General features: G+C 68.5%; 16 protein-coding genes and 3 pseudogenes. 5 read left to right on the top strand and 14 right to left on the bottom strand.

The annotated features are described in order from the left end of the window. Positions 1–1,649: pseudogene (locus tag TY51_RS20490) on the bottom strand (hypothetical protein); the annotation flags it as partial. 201 nt (positions 1,650–1,850) lie between these two features. Here TY51_RS20490 and TY51_RS17065 point away from each other — a divergent pair. Next, the gene (locus tag TY51_RS17065; RefSeq protein WP_052650382.1) at positions 1,851–2,690 is read left to right on the top strand and encodes an SIMPL domain-containing protein; all 840 of its coding nucleotides are present in this window, start codon (positions 1,851–1,853) and stop codon (positions 2,688–2,690) included. Between the two features lie 142 nt (positions 2,691–2,832). Here the strand turns inward: TY51_RS17065 and TY51_RS17060 are convergent. Both TY51_RS17060 and TY51_RS17055 read right to left on the bottom strand, forming a co-directional pair. Then, positions 2,833–4,118: pseudogene (locus TY51_RS17060) on the bottom strand (O-acetylhomoserine aminocarboxypropyltransferase/cysteine synthase family protein). Between the two features lie 105 nt (positions 4,119–4,223). Further along, positions 4,224–5,066, bottom strand: a complete 843-nt coding sequence (locus TY51_RS17055; protein WP_042251786.1) for a MoxR family ATPase — start codon at positions 5,064–5,066, stop codon at positions 4,224–4,226. A gap of 174 nt (positions 5,067–5,240) precedes the next feature. Between TY51_RS17055 and dksA the strand changes: the two genes are divergently transcribed. After that, the gene (dksA, locus tag TY51_RS17050) at positions 5,241–5,663 is read left to right on the top strand and encodes an RNA polymerase-binding protein DksA (protein WP_042251783.1); all 423 of its coding nucleotides are present in this window, start codon (positions 5,241–5,243) and stop codon (positions 5,661–5,663) included. Between the two features lie 67 nt (positions 5,664–5,730). After that, a complete protein-coding gene (locus TY51_RS17045; protein WP_042251779.1) occupies positions 5,731–6,852 on the top strand; it encodes an FAD-dependent oxidoreductase in 1,122 nt (373 codons plus the stop codon). A gap of 71 nt (positions 6,853–6,923) precedes the next feature. On the opposite strand, the pseudogene glmM reads toward TY51_RS17045, so the two are convergent. From glmM to TY51_RS17010, 7 genes and pseudogenes are all read right to left on the bottom strand, one after another. Then, a pseudogene (glmM, locus tag TY51_RS17040) lies at positions 6,924–8,266 on the bottom strand (phosphoglucosamine mutase). Next, positions 8,263–9,252, bottom strand: a complete 990-nt coding sequence (gene folP / locus TY51_RS17035; protein ID WP_042251800.1) for a dihydropteroate synthase — start codon at positions 9,250–9,252, stop codon at positions 8,263–8,265. Before folP ends, glmM begins: the two are co-directional and overlap by 4 nt. Beyond that, a complete protein-coding gene (locus TY51_RS17030; RefSeq protein WP_156118102.1) occupies positions 9,252–10,058 on the bottom strand; it encodes a dihydroneopterin aldolase in 807 nt (268 codons plus the stop codon). Before TY51_RS17030 ends, folP begins: the two co-directional genes overlap by 1 nt. Positions 10,059–10,099: 41 nt before the next feature. After that, positions 10,100–10,687, bottom strand: coding sequence for a cell wall hydrolase (locus TY51_RS17025; RefSeq protein ID WP_052650380.1), 588 nt, complete (start codon positions 10,685–10,687; stop codon positions 10,100–10,102). A gap of 332 nt (positions 10,688–11,019) precedes the next feature. Continuing rightward, positions 11,020–13,563, bottom strand: coding sequence for a putative PEP-binding protein (locus TY51_RS17020; protein ID WP_042251777.1), 2,544 nt, complete (start codon positions 13,561–13,563; stop codon positions 11,020–11,022). Between the two features lie 169 nt (positions 13,564–13,732). Then, on the bottom strand, positions 13,733–14,404 hold the full coding sequence (locus TY51_RS17015; protein WP_081995197.1) for a peptidylprolyl isomerase: 672 nt from the start codon (positions 14,402–14,404) through the stop codon (positions 13,733–13,735). After that, on the bottom strand, positions 14,397–14,903 hold the full coding sequence (locus TY51_RS17010) for a peptidylprolyl isomerase (protein WP_042251774.1): 507 nt from the start codon (positions 14,901–14,903) through the stop codon (positions 14,397–14,399). The genes TY51_RS17015 and TY51_RS17010 overlap by 8 nt, the downstream gene beginning before the upstream one ends. Positions 14,904–15,079: 176 nt before the next feature. On the opposite strand from TY51_RS17010, the gene pgk reads away from it, so the two are divergent. Next, positions 15,080–16,282, top strand: coding sequence for a phosphoglycerate kinase (pgk, locus tag TY51_RS17005; RefSeq protein ID WP_042251771.1), 1,203 nt, complete (start codon positions 15,080–15,082; stop codon positions 16,280–16,282). 28 nt (positions 16,283–16,310) lie between these two features. On the opposite strand, the gene TY51_RS17000 is transcribed toward pgk, so the two are convergent. Then, positions 16,311–16,565 (bottom strand): hypothetical protein, encoded by a 255-nt coding sequence (locus tag TY51_RS17000; RefSeq protein WP_156118100.1) that lies wholly within the window; start codon positions 16,563–16,565, stop codon positions 16,311–16,313. 209 nt (positions 16,566–16,774) lie between these two features. Between TY51_RS17000 and TY51_RS16995 the strand changes: the two genes are divergently transcribed. Beyond that, complete coding sequence (locus TY51_RS16995; RefSeq protein WP_042251764.1) at positions 16,775–17,707, top strand: class I fructose-bisphosphate aldolase; 933 nt, start codon at positions 16,775–16,777, stop codon at positions 17,705–17,707. A gap of 81 nt (positions 17,708–17,788) precedes the next feature. On the opposite strand, the gene TY51_RS16990 is transcribed toward TY51_RS16995, so the two are convergent. From TY51_RS16990 to TY51_RS16980, 3 genes are all read right to left on the bottom strand, one after another. After that, entirely contained in the window at positions 17,789–19,078 is a 1,290-nt protein-coding gene (locus TY51_RS16990; RefSeq protein WP_042251761.1) for a homoserine dehydrogenase, read from the bottom strand. A 107-nt stretch (positions 19,079–19,185) separates the two neighbouring features. After that, entirely contained in the window at positions 19,186–19,704 is a 519-nt protein-coding gene (locus TY51_RS16985; RefSeq protein ID WP_042251758.1) for a hypothetical protein, read from the bottom strand. Then, positions 19,701–20,525 carry a hypothetical protein gene (locus TY51_RS16980; protein WP_042251756.1) on the bottom strand — a complete coding sequence of 275 codons (825 nt, stop codon included), beginning with the start codon at positions 20,523–20,525 and terminating at the stop codon, positions 19,701–19,703. The genes TY51_RS16985 and TY51_RS16980 overlap by 4 nt, the downstream gene beginning before the upstream one ends. Between the last annotated feature and the right edge of the window lie 119 nt (positions 20,526–20,644).

Here is a 20,644-nt window from a genome sequence, read left to right as displayed (position 1 = left end):
CGGGCGCGGGCGTCGCGGCCGGGCGGCGTGGCCGGAACGGGTGCGGGTGCGGTCTGCGCCACAGGCGCCGCAGCGGGGCGCGACGGCGGCCGCGCGGCCGCGACCGGCGCCGCGGGCTGGTTCTGCACCGCGAACGGCAGCGGGTTCGCCGGGACGGTCGGCTGACGGTCCGGGGCGGCGGGTGCGGATGCCGCTGCAGGCGTCGCCCGCGGCGGACGGGCCGACCGCGCCAGTTGCTCGGCCTGCGCTGCGGCGGCTGGCGATTGTGCCGGGGGCGTGGCCGTAGGTGCCGCCGTTGCGGGAGCTGCCGGCGGTGCGGCGGGCGTGGCGGTTTCGACCGGAGGCGCGACCTCGGCCGCGGGCGCTGCGGGTGCGACGGCCAGATCGCCGACCATGGACGCGGCGGGCGGAGCGGCGACCGGCGCGGTGGCGGGGGCTTGGGCAGCGGGCGCTCTGGCTTGGGCCAGCGCCTCGGCCAGGGCCTGGTCCAGCGCATCGGGCTGTTCGGTCGGCTCTGGCGTGGTCTGTGCCGTCTGCGGTTCCGGCGTCACCGGCGTAGGTTCCACCGTCGCGGGCGCAACAGGTTCAGGCGCGACCGGGATTGCCGCTTGCGGGGCGGGTGCCGCCTGCTGGGGCTGTGCCTCGACCGGGGTCTGCTGCACGGGGGCCTCGGCCAGGTCCTCCTGCGGCGCGGGGCGGCCCAGAAACAGCAGCGCCATGACCAGCAGCAATGCCAGCCCGCCCACCAGCACCGGCAGGCGCGCCGGGTCCAGGCTGCGCAGGCGTTCGACCAGTTGAGGCGCGGCAGCTTCGTCGGGCACGGCGCTGTCGCGCTGCGTCCGGGCAGCGGCGGCGCGGCTGTGCACGGCCTCGGCGCGCGGCGACAGGCGCTGCGCGGTCAGCGGGCCGGTTCCATGACGGATCACGGCGGCAGGCGCATCGGCGGTCTGCGGCGCAGCATCATCCGCGATGATGTCGGTTGCCGCCACAGCCAACGGCGCCGCGACAGGCACCGACACCACATGCGGGATGATCCGCGAGATCACCGGCACCAGTGCTGCGGCAGGCTGTTCGACCTCGATCTGCGGGGCGGTGACGCGGGCCTGGCTCAGGACCGGCTCGCTGAAGGGGCGGCGGTTGTACTGTTCCTGCACCAGCCGCGAGGGGCCGAAATCGGGGTTGCCCTGGAACCGGTCGTCGCCGGGACGCGCCTGGAATCCCGACGGGCGAAAGCCCTGGGCTCGGGCGAAATCCTCTGCCTCGTGCAGCGTGCGGCGGGCCACGGCGGCGACGCGCAGCGTCTCGATGTCGCCGTTTTCGGCAGGGCACCAGTCGAAGGCCAGATCATCGGCGCGATAGGGGGTCGACGACTCCAGCGCGCGCGCAATGGTTGCAGCGGTGTCCGACCCGAAGGGGATCGTCAGCACCGTGTACAGGATCTGGTCGTCGGGAATGACCAGCACGGTGTCCAGCTCTCCGGCCTGGCCGCCCGCCTGTTCGCGCAGCCCGTTCAGAACAGCGGCCATGTCGCCGCCAGCAAAGCGGGCATGGCCCAAAGGTCGCCAATCCGGGCCGTTGCGGCATTCCAGCCGAACCGCCTCCTGTGTGAAGCTCATGGCAAATTCGGGTGGCGCGGCGTGCTGGTTCATGGCTGTCTTCACTGCTCGGGGTGCGTCGCGTGGACTTGCCCGCGACGTCGTTGTTCAGCTTTCATCACTACCTCAAATTGTGGAACGTTGAAAGAAGAACTGCCATATCTGTGATCGCTTTTGCGTCTGTAAGGGCTAGGAAGCGGGCATCGGGCAGGGCATCAACGGCTCAGCGAACCCGCAATCAGAAAGGATATCCTGATGCGACCGATCTTCCGTGCCCCCCCTGCAAGACGGCTGGCCCTGTCCGTGGCCATAGCCGCCCTGATGGCCGCCCCCGCCCTTGCCGCGCCGATGGCCTGCGGTCCGGCCGGACCGTCGCGCCTGACCGTCACCGGAGAGGGACAGTCCCGCATCGCCCCCGACATGGCGACCGTCCAGTTGGGCGTGACCACGCAGGCCGACAGCGCCGCCGCCGCGATGGAGCAGAACAGCACCCAGCAGACCGCCGTGATCGAGGCGCTGACCGGTGCCGGCATCGAAGAGGCCCAGATCCAGACCTCGGGGCTGAACCTGAACCCGCTGATGCAGTACGGCGAGAACCAGGCGCCGACCGTCACCGGCTATCAGGCGACGAACACGGTCGCGGTACGCGTCTCCGACCTGGCCCGTTTGGGCGAGGTTCTGGACGCCATCGTCACCGCCGGTGCCAATGAGATCAACGGCATCACCTTCAGCCGCGAGGATGGCGGCGACGCGCAGGACCAGGCCCGCCGCGATGCGGTCGCCGATGCTCGCCGCAAGGCCGAGCTGCTGGCAGAGGCCGCGGGCGTCGATCTGGGCCCGGTGCTGACCCTGCGCGACATCCAGACCGGCAATGGCGGTCCGCGCCCGATGATGCGCATGGAGGCCGCGATGGCCGACGCGTCCCGGTCCAGGCCGGAGAGGTCGAGATGGCCGCCCAGGTCGAGATCGAATACGCGCTGGCCGGAGAGGGTGCCTGCGCGCCGATGCCGCCGCGCGGCATGGGGATGCATCACGGCGGTCATGGCGGCCCTGGGCATGGTGGTCCTGATGGCGGCCCCGAAGGCGGTCCCGTGAACCCGCCGATGCACGGCGACGGCGCGCCCGCGCCGGACGAACCCATCGTTCCGGGCATCGTCGAGCCGCTGCCGGAAACCCCGGCGAACTGATCCGATCACAGCGCATGGATGGGCCGGGGGGCGACCCCGGCCCGCTTTCGTCAGGCGGTGGCCTTGGCCAGCGCCTGATCCAGATCGGCGATCAGGTCGTCCGCATCCTCGATGCCGACCGACAGGCGCACGACCTCGGGGGCGGCACCGGCGGCACGCTGTTGATCCTCGGTCAGCTGGCGGTGGGTGGTGGATGCCGAATGGATCACCAGCGACCGCGCATCGCCCAGGTTTGCCACATGGCTGAACAGGTCCAGCGCATCGACCAGCCTGACCGCCGCCGCATAGCCCCCCTTGATCGCAAAGGTGAACAGCGCCCCAGCGCCCTTGGGATACAGCCTGCGCGCCGTCGCGTTCCACGGAGAGCTGTCCAGCCCCGCATAGGTCACCCGCTCCACCCGGTCGTCGGCCTCCAGCCAGGCGGCGACCTTTTGCGCGTTGGCGACATGGCGTTCCATGCGCAGGCCAAGCGTCTCGATCCCCATCAGGGTGTAATGCGCGCCCTGCGGGTTCATGGTCATGCCCAGATCGCGCAGCCCGATGCGATGCCGTGGAAGGTGAAGGCCAGGTTGCCGAAGGTCTCGTGGAATTTCAGCCCATGATAGGCGGGCTCCGGGGCGGACAGGCTGGGAAACTTGTCGCTGGCCGACCAGTCGAACGTGCCGCTGTCCACGACCACGCCGCCGGTGACCGTGCCGTTGCCGGTCATGTACTTCGTCAGGCTGTGCACGACCAGCGTGGCGCCCATCTCGATCGGGCGGCACAGATAGGGGGTCGCCAGCGTGTTGTCGACGATCAGCGGCACGCCCGCCGCGTCGGTGATGGCCGCGACCGCCGGAATGTCGGTGACATAGCCGCCGGGGTTGCTGATCGATTCGCAAAAGACCGCCCGCGTGTCGTCGTCGATCGCCGCACGCAGCGCATCGGCGTCGTCGAAATCGACGAACTTGGCGGACCAGCCGAACCGGCGGATCGTGTGGCTGAACTGGGTGACCGTGCCGCCGTAGAGCCGGGTGGACGCCACGATGTTGCGTCCCGGCGCCATCAGCGGGAACAGCGCCATGATCTGCGCCGCGTGGCCCGACGAACAGCAGACCGCCCCCGCGCCTCCCTCCAGCGCCGCGACCCGCGTCTGCAGGGCCGCAACGGTGGGGTTGGTCAGGCGCGAATAGATGTATCCGACCTCCTGCAGGTTGAACAGGCGCGCGGCGTGGTCTGCGTCGCGGAACGCATAGGCCGTGGTCTGATAGATCGGCACCTGCCGCGCCCCGGTCGCCGGATCGGCGGTGGCCCCCGCGTGGATCGCCCGCGTGTCGAAACCCTGTTGATCGCTCATGATGTTCTCCCTCCGATGTGGCGCAAGCCTAGTCGTGGGGACGGGCGTGCGGCAATCGGGAAAGGGTTTCCCCGGCGCGGGGCCGGGGCAGGGGGAACCGTCCCCTCAGCGCCCCTGACGCCGGGCCATGAAGGCCAGCTTTTCGAACAGCGCCACGTCCTGTTCGTTCTTCAGCAGCGCGCCGTGCAGCTTGGGCAGCATGGTTGCGGGATCGCGGGCCAAATCCTCGGGCGACAGATCCTCGGCCAGGATCAGCTTGAGCCAGTCCAGGAATTCGCTGGTCGAGGGTTTCTTCTTCAGCCCCGGCACGTCGCGCAGCTCCATGAACTGGGTCAGAGCACTGTCCAGCAGGCGCGGCTTCAGCCCCGGGTGGTGCACCTCGACGATGGCCCGCAGGGTCGCGGCATCGGGAAAGCGGATATAGTGAAAAAAGCACCGGCGCAGGAACGCGTCCGGCAGTTCCTTTTCGTTGTTCGAGGTGATGATGACCACCGGGCGATGCGTGGCGCGCACCGTTTCTCCGGTCTCGTAGACGTGGAACTCCATCCGGTCCAGTTCCTGCAGCAGGTCGTTCGGGAACTCGATATCGGCCTTGTCGACCTCGTCGATCAGCAGCACGACCCGCGACGGCGCCGCAAAGGCCTGCCACAGCTTGCCCCGGCGGATATAGTTCGACACGTCGTTCACCCGCGCATCGCCCAGCTGGCTGTCGCGCAGCCGGCTGACGGCATCGTATTCGTACAGGCCCTGCTGCGCCTTGGTCGTGGATTTCACATGCCATTCGATGATGGGCATGCCCAGGCTGGCGGCCACCTGGCGGGCCAGCTCGGTCTTGCCCGTGCCGGGTTCGCCCTTGACCAGCAGTGGCCGTTCCAGCGTGACGGCGGCGTTCACCGCCAGGGCCAGGTCGGGCGGGGCCACATAGCGGTCGGTTCCCGTGAACTGCATGAAAACTCTCCTTTGACGCAAGGCGCTTGGCCGCAACTGCCCGCAAAGTTGCAGCGAATTGCACGCCGCGCATCATTAGCGCCTTGAAGCCTAGTGACAAGCAGCACGTCATACTTTAAGGGACCGCGCAAGGTGCCGGTAATTTTGCTCCGCCCGGCGCCGCCGGAGGACGTAATGAAAGCCCAGACCTTCCTTCCCCAGGATTATCGTCCCGCCGAGGACGAACCCTTCATGAACGAGCGTCAGCTCGAATATTTCCGGCGGAAGCTCGAGGCCTGGAAACAGGAGTTGCTCAGCCAGTCGGCCGAGACCCTGGAAGGACTGCAGGACAGCGCCCGCAGCGTCCCCGATCTGGCCGACCGCGCCAGCGAGGAAACCGACCGCGCCCTGGAACTGCGCACCCGCGACCGTCAGCGCAAGCTGGTCAGCAAGATCGATTCTGCCCTGCGCCGGATCGAGACCGGCGATTTCGGCTATTGCGAGATGACAGGCGAACCGATCAGCCTGCGACGCCTGGATGCCCGTCCCATCGCCACTATGACGCTGGAGGCGCAGGAGCGTCACGAGCGCAAGGAACGCGTCCACCGCGACGACTGATCCAGCCGTCAGCGCCGCGCCAGGCCCCGCCCGGTGCGGGGCCTTGTCACATCCGGAGGTCAGATCCATGTCCGCGCTCCTGAACCGTCCCGTGACCGTCATCGGCGCCGGAATCGGCGGCCTGACGGCGGCCTTGGCGCTGGCCTTGCGCGGCGCGCGGGTCACGGTGCTGGAACGCGCGCCGGACCTGGGCGAGGTCGGGGCGGGGATCCAGATCTCGGCCAACGCGGTGCGGGTGCTGGACGCGCTTGGCCTTGGTCCCGCGTTGGATCGTTCCGCGCTGCGTACCGGTGCGGTGCAGCTGAACGATGCGCGCGGGCGGCGGGTGCTGCGCATGGACCTGCGGGCGCACCGTCCTGATGCGCGCTTTCTGCTGATCCACCGCGCGCGGTTGATCGATCTTTTGGCCGATGCCGCCCGGCAGGCAGGCGTGACGGTTCAGTTGGGCGTGACGGCCATCGAAACCGTCGACCCCCTGACGATCGCCGCCAACGGTCTGCGCAGCACCCACCGCGCCGCGCTGAACGGCCAGCAGGTGCCGTTCTTCACCGGTCAGACAGCGTGGCGCGCCCTGATCCCCGATCCGGGCAGCAAGCCCGAGGTGCAGGTCTTCATGGCCCCGCGCCGGCATCTGGTCAGCTATCCTCTGCCCGGCGGCCTGCGCAACATCGTGGCCGTCGAGGAACGCCCCGACTGGCAGGACGAGGGCTGGTCCCATCCCGGCGACCCCGACCGCCTGCGCGCCAATTTCGCGGGCATGGGTGGCGCGGTGCCAAGCTGGCTGGCGCAGGTGGACCGCACGCATCTGTGGGGCCTTTTCCGCCATCCGGTGGCGGCACGCTGGCATGATGACCGGCTGGCCCTGCTGGGCGATGCGGCCCACCCGACGCTGCCCTTCCTGGCCCAAGGCGCCGGCATGGCGATCGAAGATGCATGGACCCTGGCCGCCTGCCTGGACACGATCCCCGATCAGCCCCAAGCCCTCGCCCGCTACCAGGCCCTGCGCCACCCCCGCGTCACCCGCATCGTCGAGGCTGCGAATGCCAACGCCCGCAATTACCACTTCGGTGGCGTGATGCAGATCGGGGCGCATGCCGTGTTGCGTGTGGCCGACCGGCTGGCGCCGTCGCTGATGCCCGGCCGCTTCGACTGGCTCTATGATTTCGACCCGGTGGCACAAAGGCCCTGATCCGCCTTCGGCCGTCCGAAACGGTGGGGGGTCCGGGGGGCGCATAGCCCCCCGGCCATCGCGGGACGCAATCAGGCCGCGCGTTCGACCGCCGCGACGATGCCGTCGACGACCTCGCGCAGGACGGTCTCGTCCTCGGCTTCGGCCATCACCCGGATCAGCGGCTCGGTCCCCGATTTGCGGATCAGCACTCGTCCCGATCCGGCCAGTCGTGCCTCTGCATCCGCGATCATCCGCTTGACCGGCTCGGCCGCCAGCGGGTCGGCGCCCGCGGCATAGCGGACGTTCTTCAACATCTGCGGCACCGGCTCGAACTGGGTGACCAGTTCGCTGGCGGCGCGGCCCGTCTCGGCCATCGCGCCCAGCACCTGCATCGCGGCCACCAGTCCGTCTCCGGTGGTGGCATAGTCGGTCATCACGATATGGCCTGACTGTTCTCCGCCCAGGTTGAAGCCGCCCTCGCGCATGCGCTCGACCACATAGCGGTCTCCGACCTGCGTCCGCTCCAGCCGCAGGCTCGCGCGGTCAGGTAATGCTCCAGCCCCAGGTTCGACATGACGGTGGCGACCAGCGCGCCGCCTGCAAGCCGCCCCTGTTCGGCCCACCGCCCGGCCAGCAGCGCCATGATCTGGTCGCCATCCGCCACGCGGCCCGTCTGATCCACGATCACCACCCGGTCCGCGTCGCCGTCCAGGCTGATCCCCAGATGCGCGCCATGCGCCCGCACAGCGTCGGCGCAGGCCTGCGGGTGGGTGCTGCCAACGCCGTCGTTGATGTTGAACCCGTCCGGCTCGACGCCCAGGGGGATCACGTCCGCGCCCAGTTCCCACAGCACGTCGGGTGCCGCGCGATAGGCCGCACCATTCGCGCAATCCAGCACCACCTTCAGCCCGTCCAGCCGCAGCTTGGCCGGGAAGGTGGTCTTGGCATATTCCATATAGCGCCCGCGCCCGTCATCGATCCGCTTGGCCCGACCGATGCTGGCGGGCGCAACGGGGTCCAGCGCCCCTGCGACCAGCGTCTCGATCTCGGCCTCGGCCTCGTCGGACAGCTTGAAGCCGTCGGGACCAAAGAACTTGATGCCGTTATCCTCGGCCGGGTTGTGACTGGCCGAAATCATGATCCCCAGATCGGCCCGCATCGACCGTGTCAGGAACCCCACCGCGGGCGTCGGCACCGGGCCCAGCAGCAGCACGTTCATGCCTGTGCTGGTCAGTCCCGCGGTCAGCGCGTTCTCCAGCATATAGCCCGACAGCCGCGTGTCCTTGCCGATCACCACCCGGTGCCGGTTTCGCCCGTCGCGCCGGAAATATCGGCCGGCGGCGGCGCCAAGGCGCAGCGCCATCTCGGCGGTCATCGGATAGGTGTTGGCGCGCCCGCGGACCCCGTCGGTGCCAAAAAGCTTTCTGCTCATGTCCCTGCCTTCCCGTTCTTGTTGAGGGCCGCAATCAGGCGCAGCCCCTGTGCGTGTTCCGCGACGTCGTGGACGCGGTGGATCTGGACCCCTTGGGCTGCGGCCGCGACCGTCAGGGCCAGCGTGCCGGGCATGCGGTCCGCGGCGGTCCCGGCGCCGCCGATCCGACCGATGAACCGCTTGCGCGACACGCCCAGCAAGATCGGGCAGCCCAGCCCATGATACAGCGAAATCCGCCGCAGGATCGCCAGATTATGCGCCTCGGTCTTGCCAAAGCCGATGCCCGGATCGATCACGATGCGATCCACCGCGATGCCTGCCCGGATCGCCCCGTCGATGCGCGCGGCCAAGGCGTCATAGACGTCCAGCAGCACGTCGTAATAGCGCGGGTCGTCCTGCATCGTGGCAGGCAACCCCTGCGCGTGCATCAGGCAGACCGGCACCCCGGCCCGTGCGACCAGCGGCGCCAGTCCGGCGTCGAAGTCGAACCCCGACACGTCGTTGACCATCCCGGCCCCCGCAGCCAGTGCCGCCTGCGCCACCGCTGCCTTGCGCGTATCGACCGAGATCGGCAGCAGGCCGCGCGCGGCCTCTATTGCGGGCAGGACGCGGGCGATCTCGTCCGGGACGGCGATTTCATCCGCGCCGGGACGGGTTGATTCGCCGCCGATGTCCAGAATGTCGGCCCCGTCCGCCACCAGCGCACGGGCCTGCACCGTGGGGTCATAATGGCCGCCGTCGGAAAAGCTGTCGGGGGTGGCATTGACGATGCCCATCAGGCGCGGCCTGTCCAGCGTCACGCCCATCACCGCCGGCCGCGGGGCTGTCAGCGCAGCCATCACTCGGTCCGGGGCGCTGTCGACGATGCGCGGCGGTGCCCCCCGCTGCAGGCATTCCAACTGCGTGAACCCTGTCCACCCCCCGGCGAGCGGCCAGCGGCCGCCCTGATCCTGCGGGATGGGGCGATAATAGAGGCCGTCCTGCATCATCGGATTTCAGTCTGTACGCAGGCGCGAAATGCTGATCGCCAGCCCGTCCGGCACAGCGGGCAGCGGCCTGTCGTCAGACCCTGCAAAATCGATGTGATGCGCGCCAAGCGCCCTGCAAGCCACAGCGCAAGGCGGTCCGGCATATGACCCGCGTCCGGCGCATCGGCGGCCAGGCGCGTGGGCGCCCAGATCACCGGTTGGCGCAGCTGGATCGCGGCGTCCAGTTCGGTGCGCGTCTCGGCCACCTCGATGCCCAGGTCGCCGCCAAGCCGCCAGGCGGCCTGATCCAGCGACAGCAGCGCCAGGCGGCGGGCGTGCGGCCCGTCGGCGGTCGCGCTATCCGTACCTGGCACGATGACCACGGCACCCGGCGCCACCAGCGCGCCGGGTGCATGCACCAGGATCGCAACCTGGGCTGCCACGCCCGTGGCGGGCACGCGGCCCCGGTGGCGGATGATCGACACGCCAAGCGCGCCGGGACCACGGTCCAGCTTTTCGACGCTGACGGCGATGCGGGCGGCGCGCGGATGAGCCAGAACCTCGGCGGCGATGCGTTCAGCCAATGTCTCGACCAAGTTATAGCGCTGATCGGCCAAGGCCGTGTCCACCGCCTGCGTCAGCACGTCATAGGACAGCACGGCATCGACGTGATCGCCGGTGCCCGCGACGGTCTCGCGCAGGTCGACGGTCAGGTTGAAGCGCAGGCGCTGGTCCTGGCCGCGTTCGGATTGGAATGCGCCGATCTCGGCCGAAAGGACGTGGTCGCGCAGAAAGATGCGGTCGGGATGTTCCATATCCGCCATTCACAGCAAATCCGCGGCGCGGGCAAGCCCCGCCGCAGGCCTCAGTTCGAGGCGACGCGCTGATTGCTGCGATAGAAGATGTGGCGGCCGATCTGGACCGTGCGCTGAAAGCGGTGCGACCATGACGGGCTGACAGCCGGCGTGTGGAAATAGGTGGCACCGCCGGTCAGCTGGCGCGGCGCGCCCGCCAGGGCCTCGGCCGCGATGTCCTGCGCGCGCAGATAGGCCGCCTTGTTGCGGATCGGCTTGGCGCCGCCGATGGTATAGCTGAATTGGCTGGGCTGGTTGATCACGCCGCAGACGGTGCGGGGGAACACGCCGCTGTCGACACGGTTCAGGATGACCTCGGCCACGGCCATCTGGCCTTGGCGCCCTTCGCCGCGGGCCTCGTGGTACAGGGCCTCGGCCATGCAATTCAGATCAGCGCGGGAAATGACCTTGCGGGTGTTCGCCAGATGCAGGTTTTCGATGGGCTCATCGGGAGTGATCTCGACCGGGACGGGCATCGCATCGGTATAAAGCAGCGGCGTTGGCCGCGGCGCGTTCGCGGCGGCTTGCATTGCGCCGAACATGCCGGTATCGGCGGAAAAAAGCGATCCGTTCCCCCCGGCAAGGGCAGTGGTCGTCATCAGAGGGATGGCTGTTGCCGCACATAAAAGAGCGTGCGCCAGCCGGTTTGACAGCTTGGGCATGTACAGTCCTATACAAGGTCCCGTGTTGACGGGGCATTAATGCCCGGACGACAGGAACAGGCTGTCACGCCGGGCGGGCTGACGAAGTGCTTAGGATTTTCGGCATCTGTCGCGCCATCCCACATCCGCGTGAGTCCCGGAACCGGCCCGTTCAGGCCGGTTTTGGGCAGCATTCCGCCACGTCAGTGCGCAGAATCCGGCGGCTTCCGGCGCATGGGTGTAGGGGCAGATATTATGTCCAGCCTAATCAGCAACTTGCAGTTGCAGAATCAGGACCGTGCCACGGATGTGCGGTTTCGGATCGCCGATTGCGCCGCGGCAAGCCGCGCGACGGGCACGCGGAAGGGCGAACAGGACACGTAATCCACGCCTGCCTGATGGCAGAACGCGATGGATTCGGGGTTGCCGCCATGCTCTCCGCAGACGCTCAGGGTGATGCCCGGCGACTGCGCGCGGGCGCGCTGGACGCCGATCAGCAGCAGTTCCCCGACGCCGTCCTGGTCCAGGACGTGGAACGGATCCTCGGCATAGACGCCCTGACCGACATAGGTCCCCATGAAGCGGCCGGCATCGTCGCGCGACAGGCCATAGGTCATCTGCGTCAGATCGTTCGTGCCAAAGGACAGGAACGCGCTGTGGGCGGCGATGTCGCCCGCGCGCAGGGCGGCACGGGGCGTTTCCACCATCACGCCAAGGCGATAGGTGAAATCGGCGCGCATCTCGTTGCGGACGGCGGCGGCGACGGCGTCGATGCGGGTCTTGACCAACTCGACCTCGCGCATGGCGCTGACCAGCGGGATCATGATCTCGGGGACGACGGGATCGCCCTTGCGGCTGGCCTGGACCGTCGCCTCGAAGATGGCGCGGGCCTGCATGTCGTAGATTTCCGGGACAGTGATCCCGAGGCGGACCCCGCGCATGCCCAGCATCGGGTTGAACTCGGTCAGCGCCTCCACGCGACGAGTCACGTCCGACAATGGCAGGTCCAGTGATTCGGCAAGTTCCCGCAGCCCCTCGCGGTCGTGGGGCAGGAATTCGTGCAGCGGCGGGTCGAACAGGCGGATCGTGACGGGCAGTCCCGCCATGATCTCGAACAGGCTGACGAAATCCTGGCGCTGCATGGGCAGGATGCGGTCCAGCGACAGGCGCCGGTCCTCGGGGGTATCGGCAAAGATCATCTCGCGCATGGCCGGCAGGCGTTCGGCGTCGAAGAACATGTGCTCGGTCCGGCACAGGCCGATGCCCTGCGCCTGGAACCTGCGGGCCGCGCGGGCATCCTCAGGCGTGTCGGCATTGGCGCGCACGCCCATGCCGCCCGCATCCGCGGCCCAGTCCATCAGCTGCGTGAACGCGTCGTCCAGCGCGGGGGGCAGCAGGACGGCGGCGCCCGCCAGAACCTCGCCAGAGCTGCCGTCGATGGTGACCTCGTCGCCTTCGTGCAGGATGCGGGTACCGGCGCGGACGGTGCGGGCGCGGGCGTCGATGGTCAGGCCGCTGGCGCCCACGATGCAGGGCAGGCCCAGGCCGCGCGCGATCACCGCCGCGTGGCTGGTCGTGCCGCCCCGTTCGGTCAGCACCGCGACCGAGGCGTGCATGCCGCGGATGTCCTCGGGCACCGTCTCGCGGCGGACCAGGATGCAGGGCTCGCCCCGCGCATGGGCGGACTGGGCGCTGGCGGCGGAAAAGACGATGCGCCCGGTGGCCGCGCCGGGGCTGGCATCGATGCCGCGCGCGATGACGTCACGCGGCGCGCGCGGATCGACCTGATGATGCAGCAGATCGGCCAGCGCGCGCGGTTCGACGCGCATCAGCGCCTCCTCGGGCGGGATGATGCCGTCGCGGGCCAAGCTGACGGCGATGCGGACCCCGGCGCGGCTGCCACGGGCGACGCGGGTGGCGTCGATGACGCTGATCCGGCCCTCGGTCACGACGAACTCGATCTGCATCTCCTCGCGCAGACGCTCGCGGGCGGCGATGCCGAAGCGGACCAGATCGGCAAAGATTTCGGGCGCGGTGTCCTCCAGCGCGGGGCCGCGGTCGTCGCGGGTCAGGAACAGCGTCTCGGCCCCGGCGCCGACGGTCGCACCATGGCGCTGCCCGCGAAAGCGCCCGGTCACGCGCGGGGTGCCGGTGACGGGGTCGATGAACTGGATCGTGCCAGACCCGCAGATGCCGGGCCCAAGCGCCAGCGCCATCTCCTGCACGACCAGACCCAATGGCGCATCGGCAGGCGCGCCCTTGGCCTGACGCAGCAGGCGCGCGGTGGGGCCGTCCCAAGCCCGCGCCATGCTGCGCAGGACTTCTGACAGCTGTTCGGTAGGGTCTTGGGGAAAGGGCTGGTCCATCTCGTCCTGGTAATGGCGCAGGCTGGCCGCCAAGGCGTCGGGGCCGTCCTGTGTGAACAGGTCGGGGTCCAGCCGCGCGATGTGGATGGCATAGCTTTGGACGAAGGACAAATAGACCGCGTCGGCATTGCCGCGCCCGATCGCGTTGGCCAGCCGCGCGTGCAGGGCATCGTTGATGCCCACGTTCAGGACCGTCCCCGGTCCGCCCCATTCCGGCATCGCGGCCGACGGGCGCACGCTGACCAGTCCGCTGCCGGCAAAGATGTCCGACAGCGCATCGGGCTGAATGCGGCGCCCTTGGGCGATCATGCGCACCGTATCGGCGGGGATCGCAAAGCTGCGCGGGACGGGCAACTGCATCCGCACCAGACGCTGCAGGCATTTCGCACGCCAGCCATGCAGCTCTCGGCTGATGGGGGCCGAGGGCGTGATCTGTAGGGCAGTGGCGGGTGGGGGCGCGCTGGTCATGTCCCCGGCATCCTAGGGGGGGCGGTGGCCGTCCCGCAAGGTCATTATGCGGCAGTGCAGCACAGGGCCATGCGGCGCGTGGGCGCATGGGTACGGATGACGGGGTGTCGGACTCAAGCGTGCAGAATGGATCAGGGGGCCGCAGCCCCCTGATCGCGTGTCGGTGGGATCAGCCTTCGGCGTCTTCCGCGGGGGCGTCCTCGGCCGGCGCATCGGCGGCGGGGGCCTCATCGGCGGGGGCGTCGCCGTCCGCGATGGTCACCGTCATCATGTAGTCGGGCTCGGTCACCGATCCATTGGTGGCGGCGTCGCCCTTCTTGATGGCGTCCAGCACGTCCCAGCCTTCGATCAGCTGACCGACGACGGTGTATTCGCCGTCCAGGAACGGTGCGGGGGCCAGGTCGATGAAGAACTGGCTGTTCGCGCTGTTGGGGTCCATCGCGCGGGCCATGCCCACGGTGCCGCGATCAAAGGTCTGTTCGGTGAACTCGGCCTCCAGGTCGGGCAGGTCGGAACCGCCCATGCCGGCCATGGCGGTGTCGCCGTCCTGGCGGCCGTTCTCGACGTCGCCGGTCTGCGCCATGAAGCCGTCGATGACGCGGTGGAACACCACGCCGTCATAGGCACCCGAATTCGTCAGCTCGACCAGGCGGGCGACGTGGTTGGGGGCCAGATCCTCACGCAGGTCCAGCACGATCGTGCCCTTGGACGTGCCTTCGGCATCGGCGACCTCGATGACCATGTTCGGCCCGTCGGTATCCTCGACCTGTGGGTTGGTCCCCTGCGCGGACGCGGCGGTGCCCAGCATCAGCAGGGCCGGGATCAGGGCGAACTTAAGCATCGGCAGCCACCTTGACGCTGATCATGCGGTCGGGGTTCACCGGCGGCTCGCCGCGGGCGATCTTGTCCACATGCTCCATCCCCTCGATGACGCGGCCATAGACGGTGTACTGGCCGTTCAGGAAATGGTTGTCCTTGAAGTTGATGAAGAACTGGCTGTTGGCGCTGTTCGGATTCTGCGACCGCGCGGCGCCGATGGTGCCACGGTCATGCGGCAGCTTGGAGAATTCGGCCGGCAGGTCCGGCTTGTCCGATCCGCCCGTGCCGGCGCGGCCGGGGTTATAGTCCTTTTCCATGTTCGCATGGGCCACGTCGCCCGTCTGCGCCATGAAACCCTCGATGACGCGGTGGAAGGCCACGTTGTCATAGGCGCCCGCGCGGGCCAGTTCCTTCATGCGCTCGGCATGCTTGGGGGCCACGTCGGACAGCAGTTCGATGACGACGGGGCCGTCCTTTAGCTGGATGACGATGGTGTTTTCCGGGTCCTTGATCTCGGCCATGAGGCCCTCCTTTGTCAGGTGCGACCCCTGATCTAGGGACTGTCGCTGCCCGGCGCAACGCGCGAAACCGTTATGGGGTCCGACCGGCAGGGCGGCGCGCATCCACCGGGCGCGGTTGACGCCGCGCCTGCCATGCGGGACAAGTTCGCCAACTCTTGGACCCTGAAGGATGCGACATGGCAAAGTTCAACACCATCGACGACATGGATCTTGACGGAAAGGTCGTGCTGACCCGCGTCGACGTGAACGTCCCGGTCGAAAACGGCCAGGTCACCGATACCACCCGCATCGACAAGATCGTGCCGACGGTCAAGGACATCCAGGCCAAGGGCGGCATTCCCGTTCTGCTGGCGCATTTCGACCGCCCAAAGGGCCAGCGCGTCGACAGCATGAGCCTGCGCCAGATCGTCCCCGCACTGGAGGCCGCGCTTGGCCAGCCGGTCGTCTTTGCCGACGACTGCATCGGCGGTGCGGCCAAGCGCGTCGTGGCCGCGCTGCAGCCGGGACAGGTGGCCCTGATGGAGAACACCCGCTTTCACGCGGGCGAGGAACAGAATGACGGCACCTTTGCCGCATCGCTGGCGGCCCTTGGCAGCGCCTTCGTGAACGACGCGTTTTCCGCGGCGCATCGTGCGCATGCCTCGACCGAGGGGCTGGCGCGGCTGATGTATTCCGGTGCGGGCCGCCTGATGGAGGCCGAGTTGAAGGCGCTGGACGCGGCCCTGGGCGATCCGCAGCGGCCGGTGATGGCGGTCGTGGGCGGGGCCAAGGTCTCGACCAAGCTGGAGCTGCTGACGAACCTGGTCGAAAAGGTCGACCATCTGGTGATCGGCGGCGGCATGGCCAACACCTTCCTGGTGGCCAAGGGCGTCGAGGTCGGCAAGTCGCTGGCCGAACGCGACATGGCGGACACCGCGCGCTCCATCCTGGAGAAGGCCGAGGCGACGGGGTGCAAGATCCACCTGCCGGTGGACATCGTCGTCGCGCGCGAGTTCAAGGCTGGTGCCGCGTCCGAGACGCTGCCCGTCGATCAGTGCCCGGCGGATGCGATGATCCTGGATGCCGGTCCCGACACGGTCGAGGCGCTGCGCCAGGCGATGACCGCATGCAAGACGCTGATCTGGAACGGCCCCCTGGGCGCTTTCGAGATCGAGCCCTTTGATGCGGCCACCAACGCGGCGGCCCGTGCGGCGGCAGAGCTGACCGCGCAGGGCGCGCTGGTGTCGGTCGCAGGCGGTGGCGACACCGTCGCGGCGCTGAACAAGGCGGGTGCGGCGGACGATTTCACCTTCATCTCGACCGCCGGGGGCGCGTTTCTGGAGTGGATGGAGGGCAAGACCCTGCCGGGCGTCGCCGCGCTGGAAGCCGCCAAGCGCTGATCAGGTGGCGCGCCGGTCGCGGCGCGCCTCAGCCCCCGGGCTGACCGGCCTTTGCGCCGGTTTCATAGTCCGACAGCAGCTTAAGCCATTGCGAATAAGCCATCGGCGGGGTCACCCGTTCCGCCGATTGCACCGTGGACGTGGGCAGCAGTTCGGTCTGGCTGGCCCCCGCCGTGATCGGGCGCATCCAGACGGTCCGCTGATCGGCACCGATGCGGGTTTCCAGCGCACTGGACCCGATGCCGAAGATCGGCAACTGGTAATGCGCCAGTGTCGTGGTCATGAACATGGCATCCTCCTGTCGGGACATGTCCCTGCGGTTGAGGATGCGGACAATTCGTCTGAAAATCGATTCATCTGTGATTAAGGTTTTAGGGATCGCCCGCTCCGCGGCGCGGCGGAAAAGCGCATCTGCCTGAATTTGTTAGCGTAACCAGCATTGCCGCGGGTCTTGTGCATGCTATCCAGCAGCCAACAAGATAGGAGAGACCCATGCAGATGACCGACACGGTGCGCCGCATCCTGGCCAATTACGAAGGCGAGACGCCGGGCGTCAAGGCGCAGCTGGCGCGCATGATGATGACCGGAAAGCTGGCCGGCACCGGCAAGATGATCATCCTGCCCGTCGACCAGGGGTTCGAGCATGGGCCCGCACGGTCCTTTGCGCCGAACCCGGCCGGCTATGACCCGCATTACCATTATCAGCTGGCCATCGACGCAGGGCTGAACGCCTATGCCGCCCCCCTGGGAATGATCGAGGCCGGGGCGGACACGTTCGCGGGCCAGATCCCGACGATCCTGAAGGTGAACAGCGCCAACAGCCTGATGTCGGATACGGCCGGCAAGAACCAGGCGATCACGGCGTCGGTCGATGACGCGCTGCGGCTTGGCTGTGCGGCGATCGGCTTCACGATCTATCCGGGTTCGGACATGGCGCTGGACATGTTCGAGGAGATCGTCGCCATGCGCAAGGAAGCCGCGGCCAAGGGCGTGGCGACCGTCATCTGGTCCTATCCGCGCGGAGAGGCGATCACCAAGGACGGAGAGACGGCCATCGACGTGGCCGCCTATGCGGCCCAGATCGCGGCGCTGATCGGCGCGCATATCATCAAGATCAAGCTGTCCACCGATCACCTGATGCTGGCAGAAGCCAAGAAGGTCTATGAGGACAAGGCGATCGACATCGCGACCCAAGCCAAGCGGGTCGAGCATTGCATGCAGGCGTCCTTTGGCGGGCGGCGCATCGTGGTGTTCTCGGGTGGGGCGGCCAAGGGGACCGATGCGGTCTATGACGACGCGCGCGCGATCCGCGATGGCGGCGGCAACGGATCGATCATCGGGCGCAACAGCTTTCAGCGGTCGCGCGAGGATGCGCTGGCGATGCTGGGCAAGCTGGTCGACATCTATCTGGGCAAGGATGCCTGACCAAACGGACGCGCCCCCGAAGAGGGGGCGCGACACGATCAGCGCCTTGCGGCGCGGGACGGGGGCCGATGGCCCCCTTTTTCACACTTCCTCGATGCGCAGTTCGACCGGGTCGCTGACCAGCACCCCGGTGCGGGGCAGGGCCTCGATGGCGTAGTCGATCGCCTCGGGCGTGGTCTTGTGGGTCACGACCAGAACCGGGACGCTGGCAGGGCTGTGCTGGCCGTACTGGCGCATGCGGTCGATCGAAATGCCGGCATCGCCAAGCACCGTCGCCACCTTGGCCAGAGCGCCGGGTTTGTCCTGCAGCTCCAGCCGGATGTAATAGGCCGCGGGGACTGCCGTACGCGCGGGTTGCGCTGCGGTCAGCGTCTGCGCGGGCTGGCCGAAGACGGGCATGCGGACACCGCGGGCGATCTCGACGATGTCGGACATGACCGCGCTGGCGGTCGGACCTTCGCCCGCGCCCGCGCCGCGCAGGACGATCTGGCCGACGCTGTCGCCTTCGATCACCACCATGTTCGTGCCGCCGACCAGCTGCCCCAGGGGGCTGTCGGCGGGGACCAGGCAGGGTGACATGCGCTGTTCCAGACCACGCGCGGTCATCTGGGCCACGCCCAGCAGCTTGATGCGGTATCCCATGTCACGGGCGCGGTGGATGTCGTCGATGCTGACGCGCTCGATCCCCTCGATCTCGACGGCGTCGAAATTGACCTGGGTGCCGAAGGCGATCGAGGACAGGATCGCCAGCTTGTGGCCCGCATCGATGCCGCCGACGTCCAGGGTCGGGTCGGCCTCCAGGTAGCCCAGTTGCCGCGCCTCCTCGAAGACGGCGTCATAGGGCAGGCCCGCGCTTTCCATCCGCGTCAGGATATAGTTGCAGGTGCCGTTCATGACGCCCATCACGCGGGTGATGCGATTGCCGGCCAGCGACTCCGTCATCGACTTGATGACCGGGATGCCGCCTGCGACGGCGGCCTCGAACCGGATCACGCGGCCCAGGCTTTCGGCCAACTGCGCCAGGTGGTGGCCGTGCATGGCCAGCAGCGCCTTGTTCGCGGTCACCACGTCCTTGCCGGATCGCAGCGCGGCCTCGATGCTGTCACGGGCGATGCCCGCGTCGCCGCCGACCAGTTCGATGAAGACATCGACATCCTCGGCGGTGGCGACCGCCATCGGGTCGGCCTCCCACCGATAGGACGACAGATCCGCGTCGCGGTTCTTCATGCGGTCGCGCGCGCTGACGGCGGTGATCGCCACCGGGCGACCCGAGCGCATGGCCACCAGGTCGGCGTGTTTCTGCACGATCTTGACGACACCGATCCCGACGGTGCCAAGCCCGGCGATGCCGAGGCGGAGGGGGGACGACATGAGTGCCTCTCATCCTTGATTTTGCGGGTGTTAGCCTGCTGGCGCGCGTGTTGCAACGCGCGATGCGGTCGCGGCGCGGTCCTGTGGCTTGCGTGCCGACGGATGGGTCAGGCGTCGGTACCCGCCCATTCCCCGTCGATCCCGGTCCGGCGCATCACGGCGACGACCTGACGCGCCGCCTGCAGGGTCCGGTCGCGGACCTGCATCAGGTCATCGGCCGACATGTCGTCGGGATGGCGTTCACCGCGGGTGTTGATGAAGGTCGGATGCCACATGCCGGGTCGCGCCCCCGGGCGCCACGACGCGTGGCACAGCAGGTTCCGCATGCGCCGCAGGTCCGTCAGCATCCGCGGCAGGGCGCCAAGATCCACCCCGTCGCTGCGCCGCGCGGCCGCCAGGAAGCTGTCGATCAGCGTGCCAAGGGTGTCGTCGGCGATCTCCTCCATCCGGCGCAGCCAGGCGTGCAGGGCATGGTCCTGCGCATCCTGGCCCAGCCCCTTGCGCGTCAGCGAAAAGATCGCCCGCTTCAACGCCTCCTCCAGAAAGCCGAAGGCCGCGACGGCGTGGCCAAGGGCCGCGGCCATCTCCTCCGGCAGTCGGTCGGGCGCATGGGGCAGGGGCATCATTCACGCCAAAGCTGCGCCACCCACAGGGTCGGCCTGACATAGTGGCGCAGGTGCTTGAGGAACCCCTCGCGCCGCGGGCCGGCAAAGGCGGCGCGCAGATGGTCCAGGGGCGGACGGGCCTCGTCGGCCTCGTCCCACCGGCCCAGGATCGCGTCGGGCGGGTTCAGGTTGCCGGGGAACATCACGATCCGCGTGCCGCGCGGGATTTTCGGATCGCGCAGATAGTTCAGCGGGAATGTCGGCACGCAGTGGAACCGGAAATGCGCCAGCCAGCCGCGCGGCCAGAACGTGACCCCGCCCGGGGCGTTGCGGGTGACAAAGCGCTGTTCGTACTTGTACTTGTCGGCCGCGGCCTGCGGATCGGCGGCAAATATCTTCTGCAGCGGGGCCAGATTGCCGACCCGCATCCGATAGACAGAGGTCTGGCCCATCTTCTCGAACGGCGTGTTTGGGTTCAGACCCAGGATCGTGTCGTCGGGGTCCCCATGCTCGAAGAACGCGTCCAGGTTCCCGGTGATGATCACGTCCAGGTCCAGGAACAGCACGACCCCGGTCACGTCGCCCAGATCCCCCCACAGCCGCGACTTGGGCCACTTTCCGCGGGTGTTGACGGGGGCGTCATAGGCGAAATCGGGCAGGGGCCGCACCGCGACATCCGGGTGCAGACCGGTGCCGTCGTCGGTGAAACAGAACAGCCGGAAGGGCGGCGTGATGTTTCGGGCGACCATCGCATGCAGGCGATTGACGTATTCGGGGCCGAACTTGGCACCCCATTTGATGCAGATGATCTGCTTGACCGATCCGTTGCGCCCGTCGTCCATGTCTCACCCATTCGCTTTGCGTGCAGCGTTTCACAGCCCGCGCCACGAGGCAAGCCGGCCCCGTTGTTCCGCGCAGGCGCCGGGGGGTGCGGGGGGCCTGGCCCCCGCCGCCGCGGGAC

The organism is Paracoccus sp. PAMC 22219, from assembly GCF_000787695.1.
In the GTDB taxonomy this organism is placed as follows: Bacteria; Pseudomonadota; Alphaproteobacteria; order Rhodobacterales; family Rhodobacteraceae; genus Paracoccus.
This window is presented reverse-complemented; position numbering and strand designations above follow the sequence as displayed.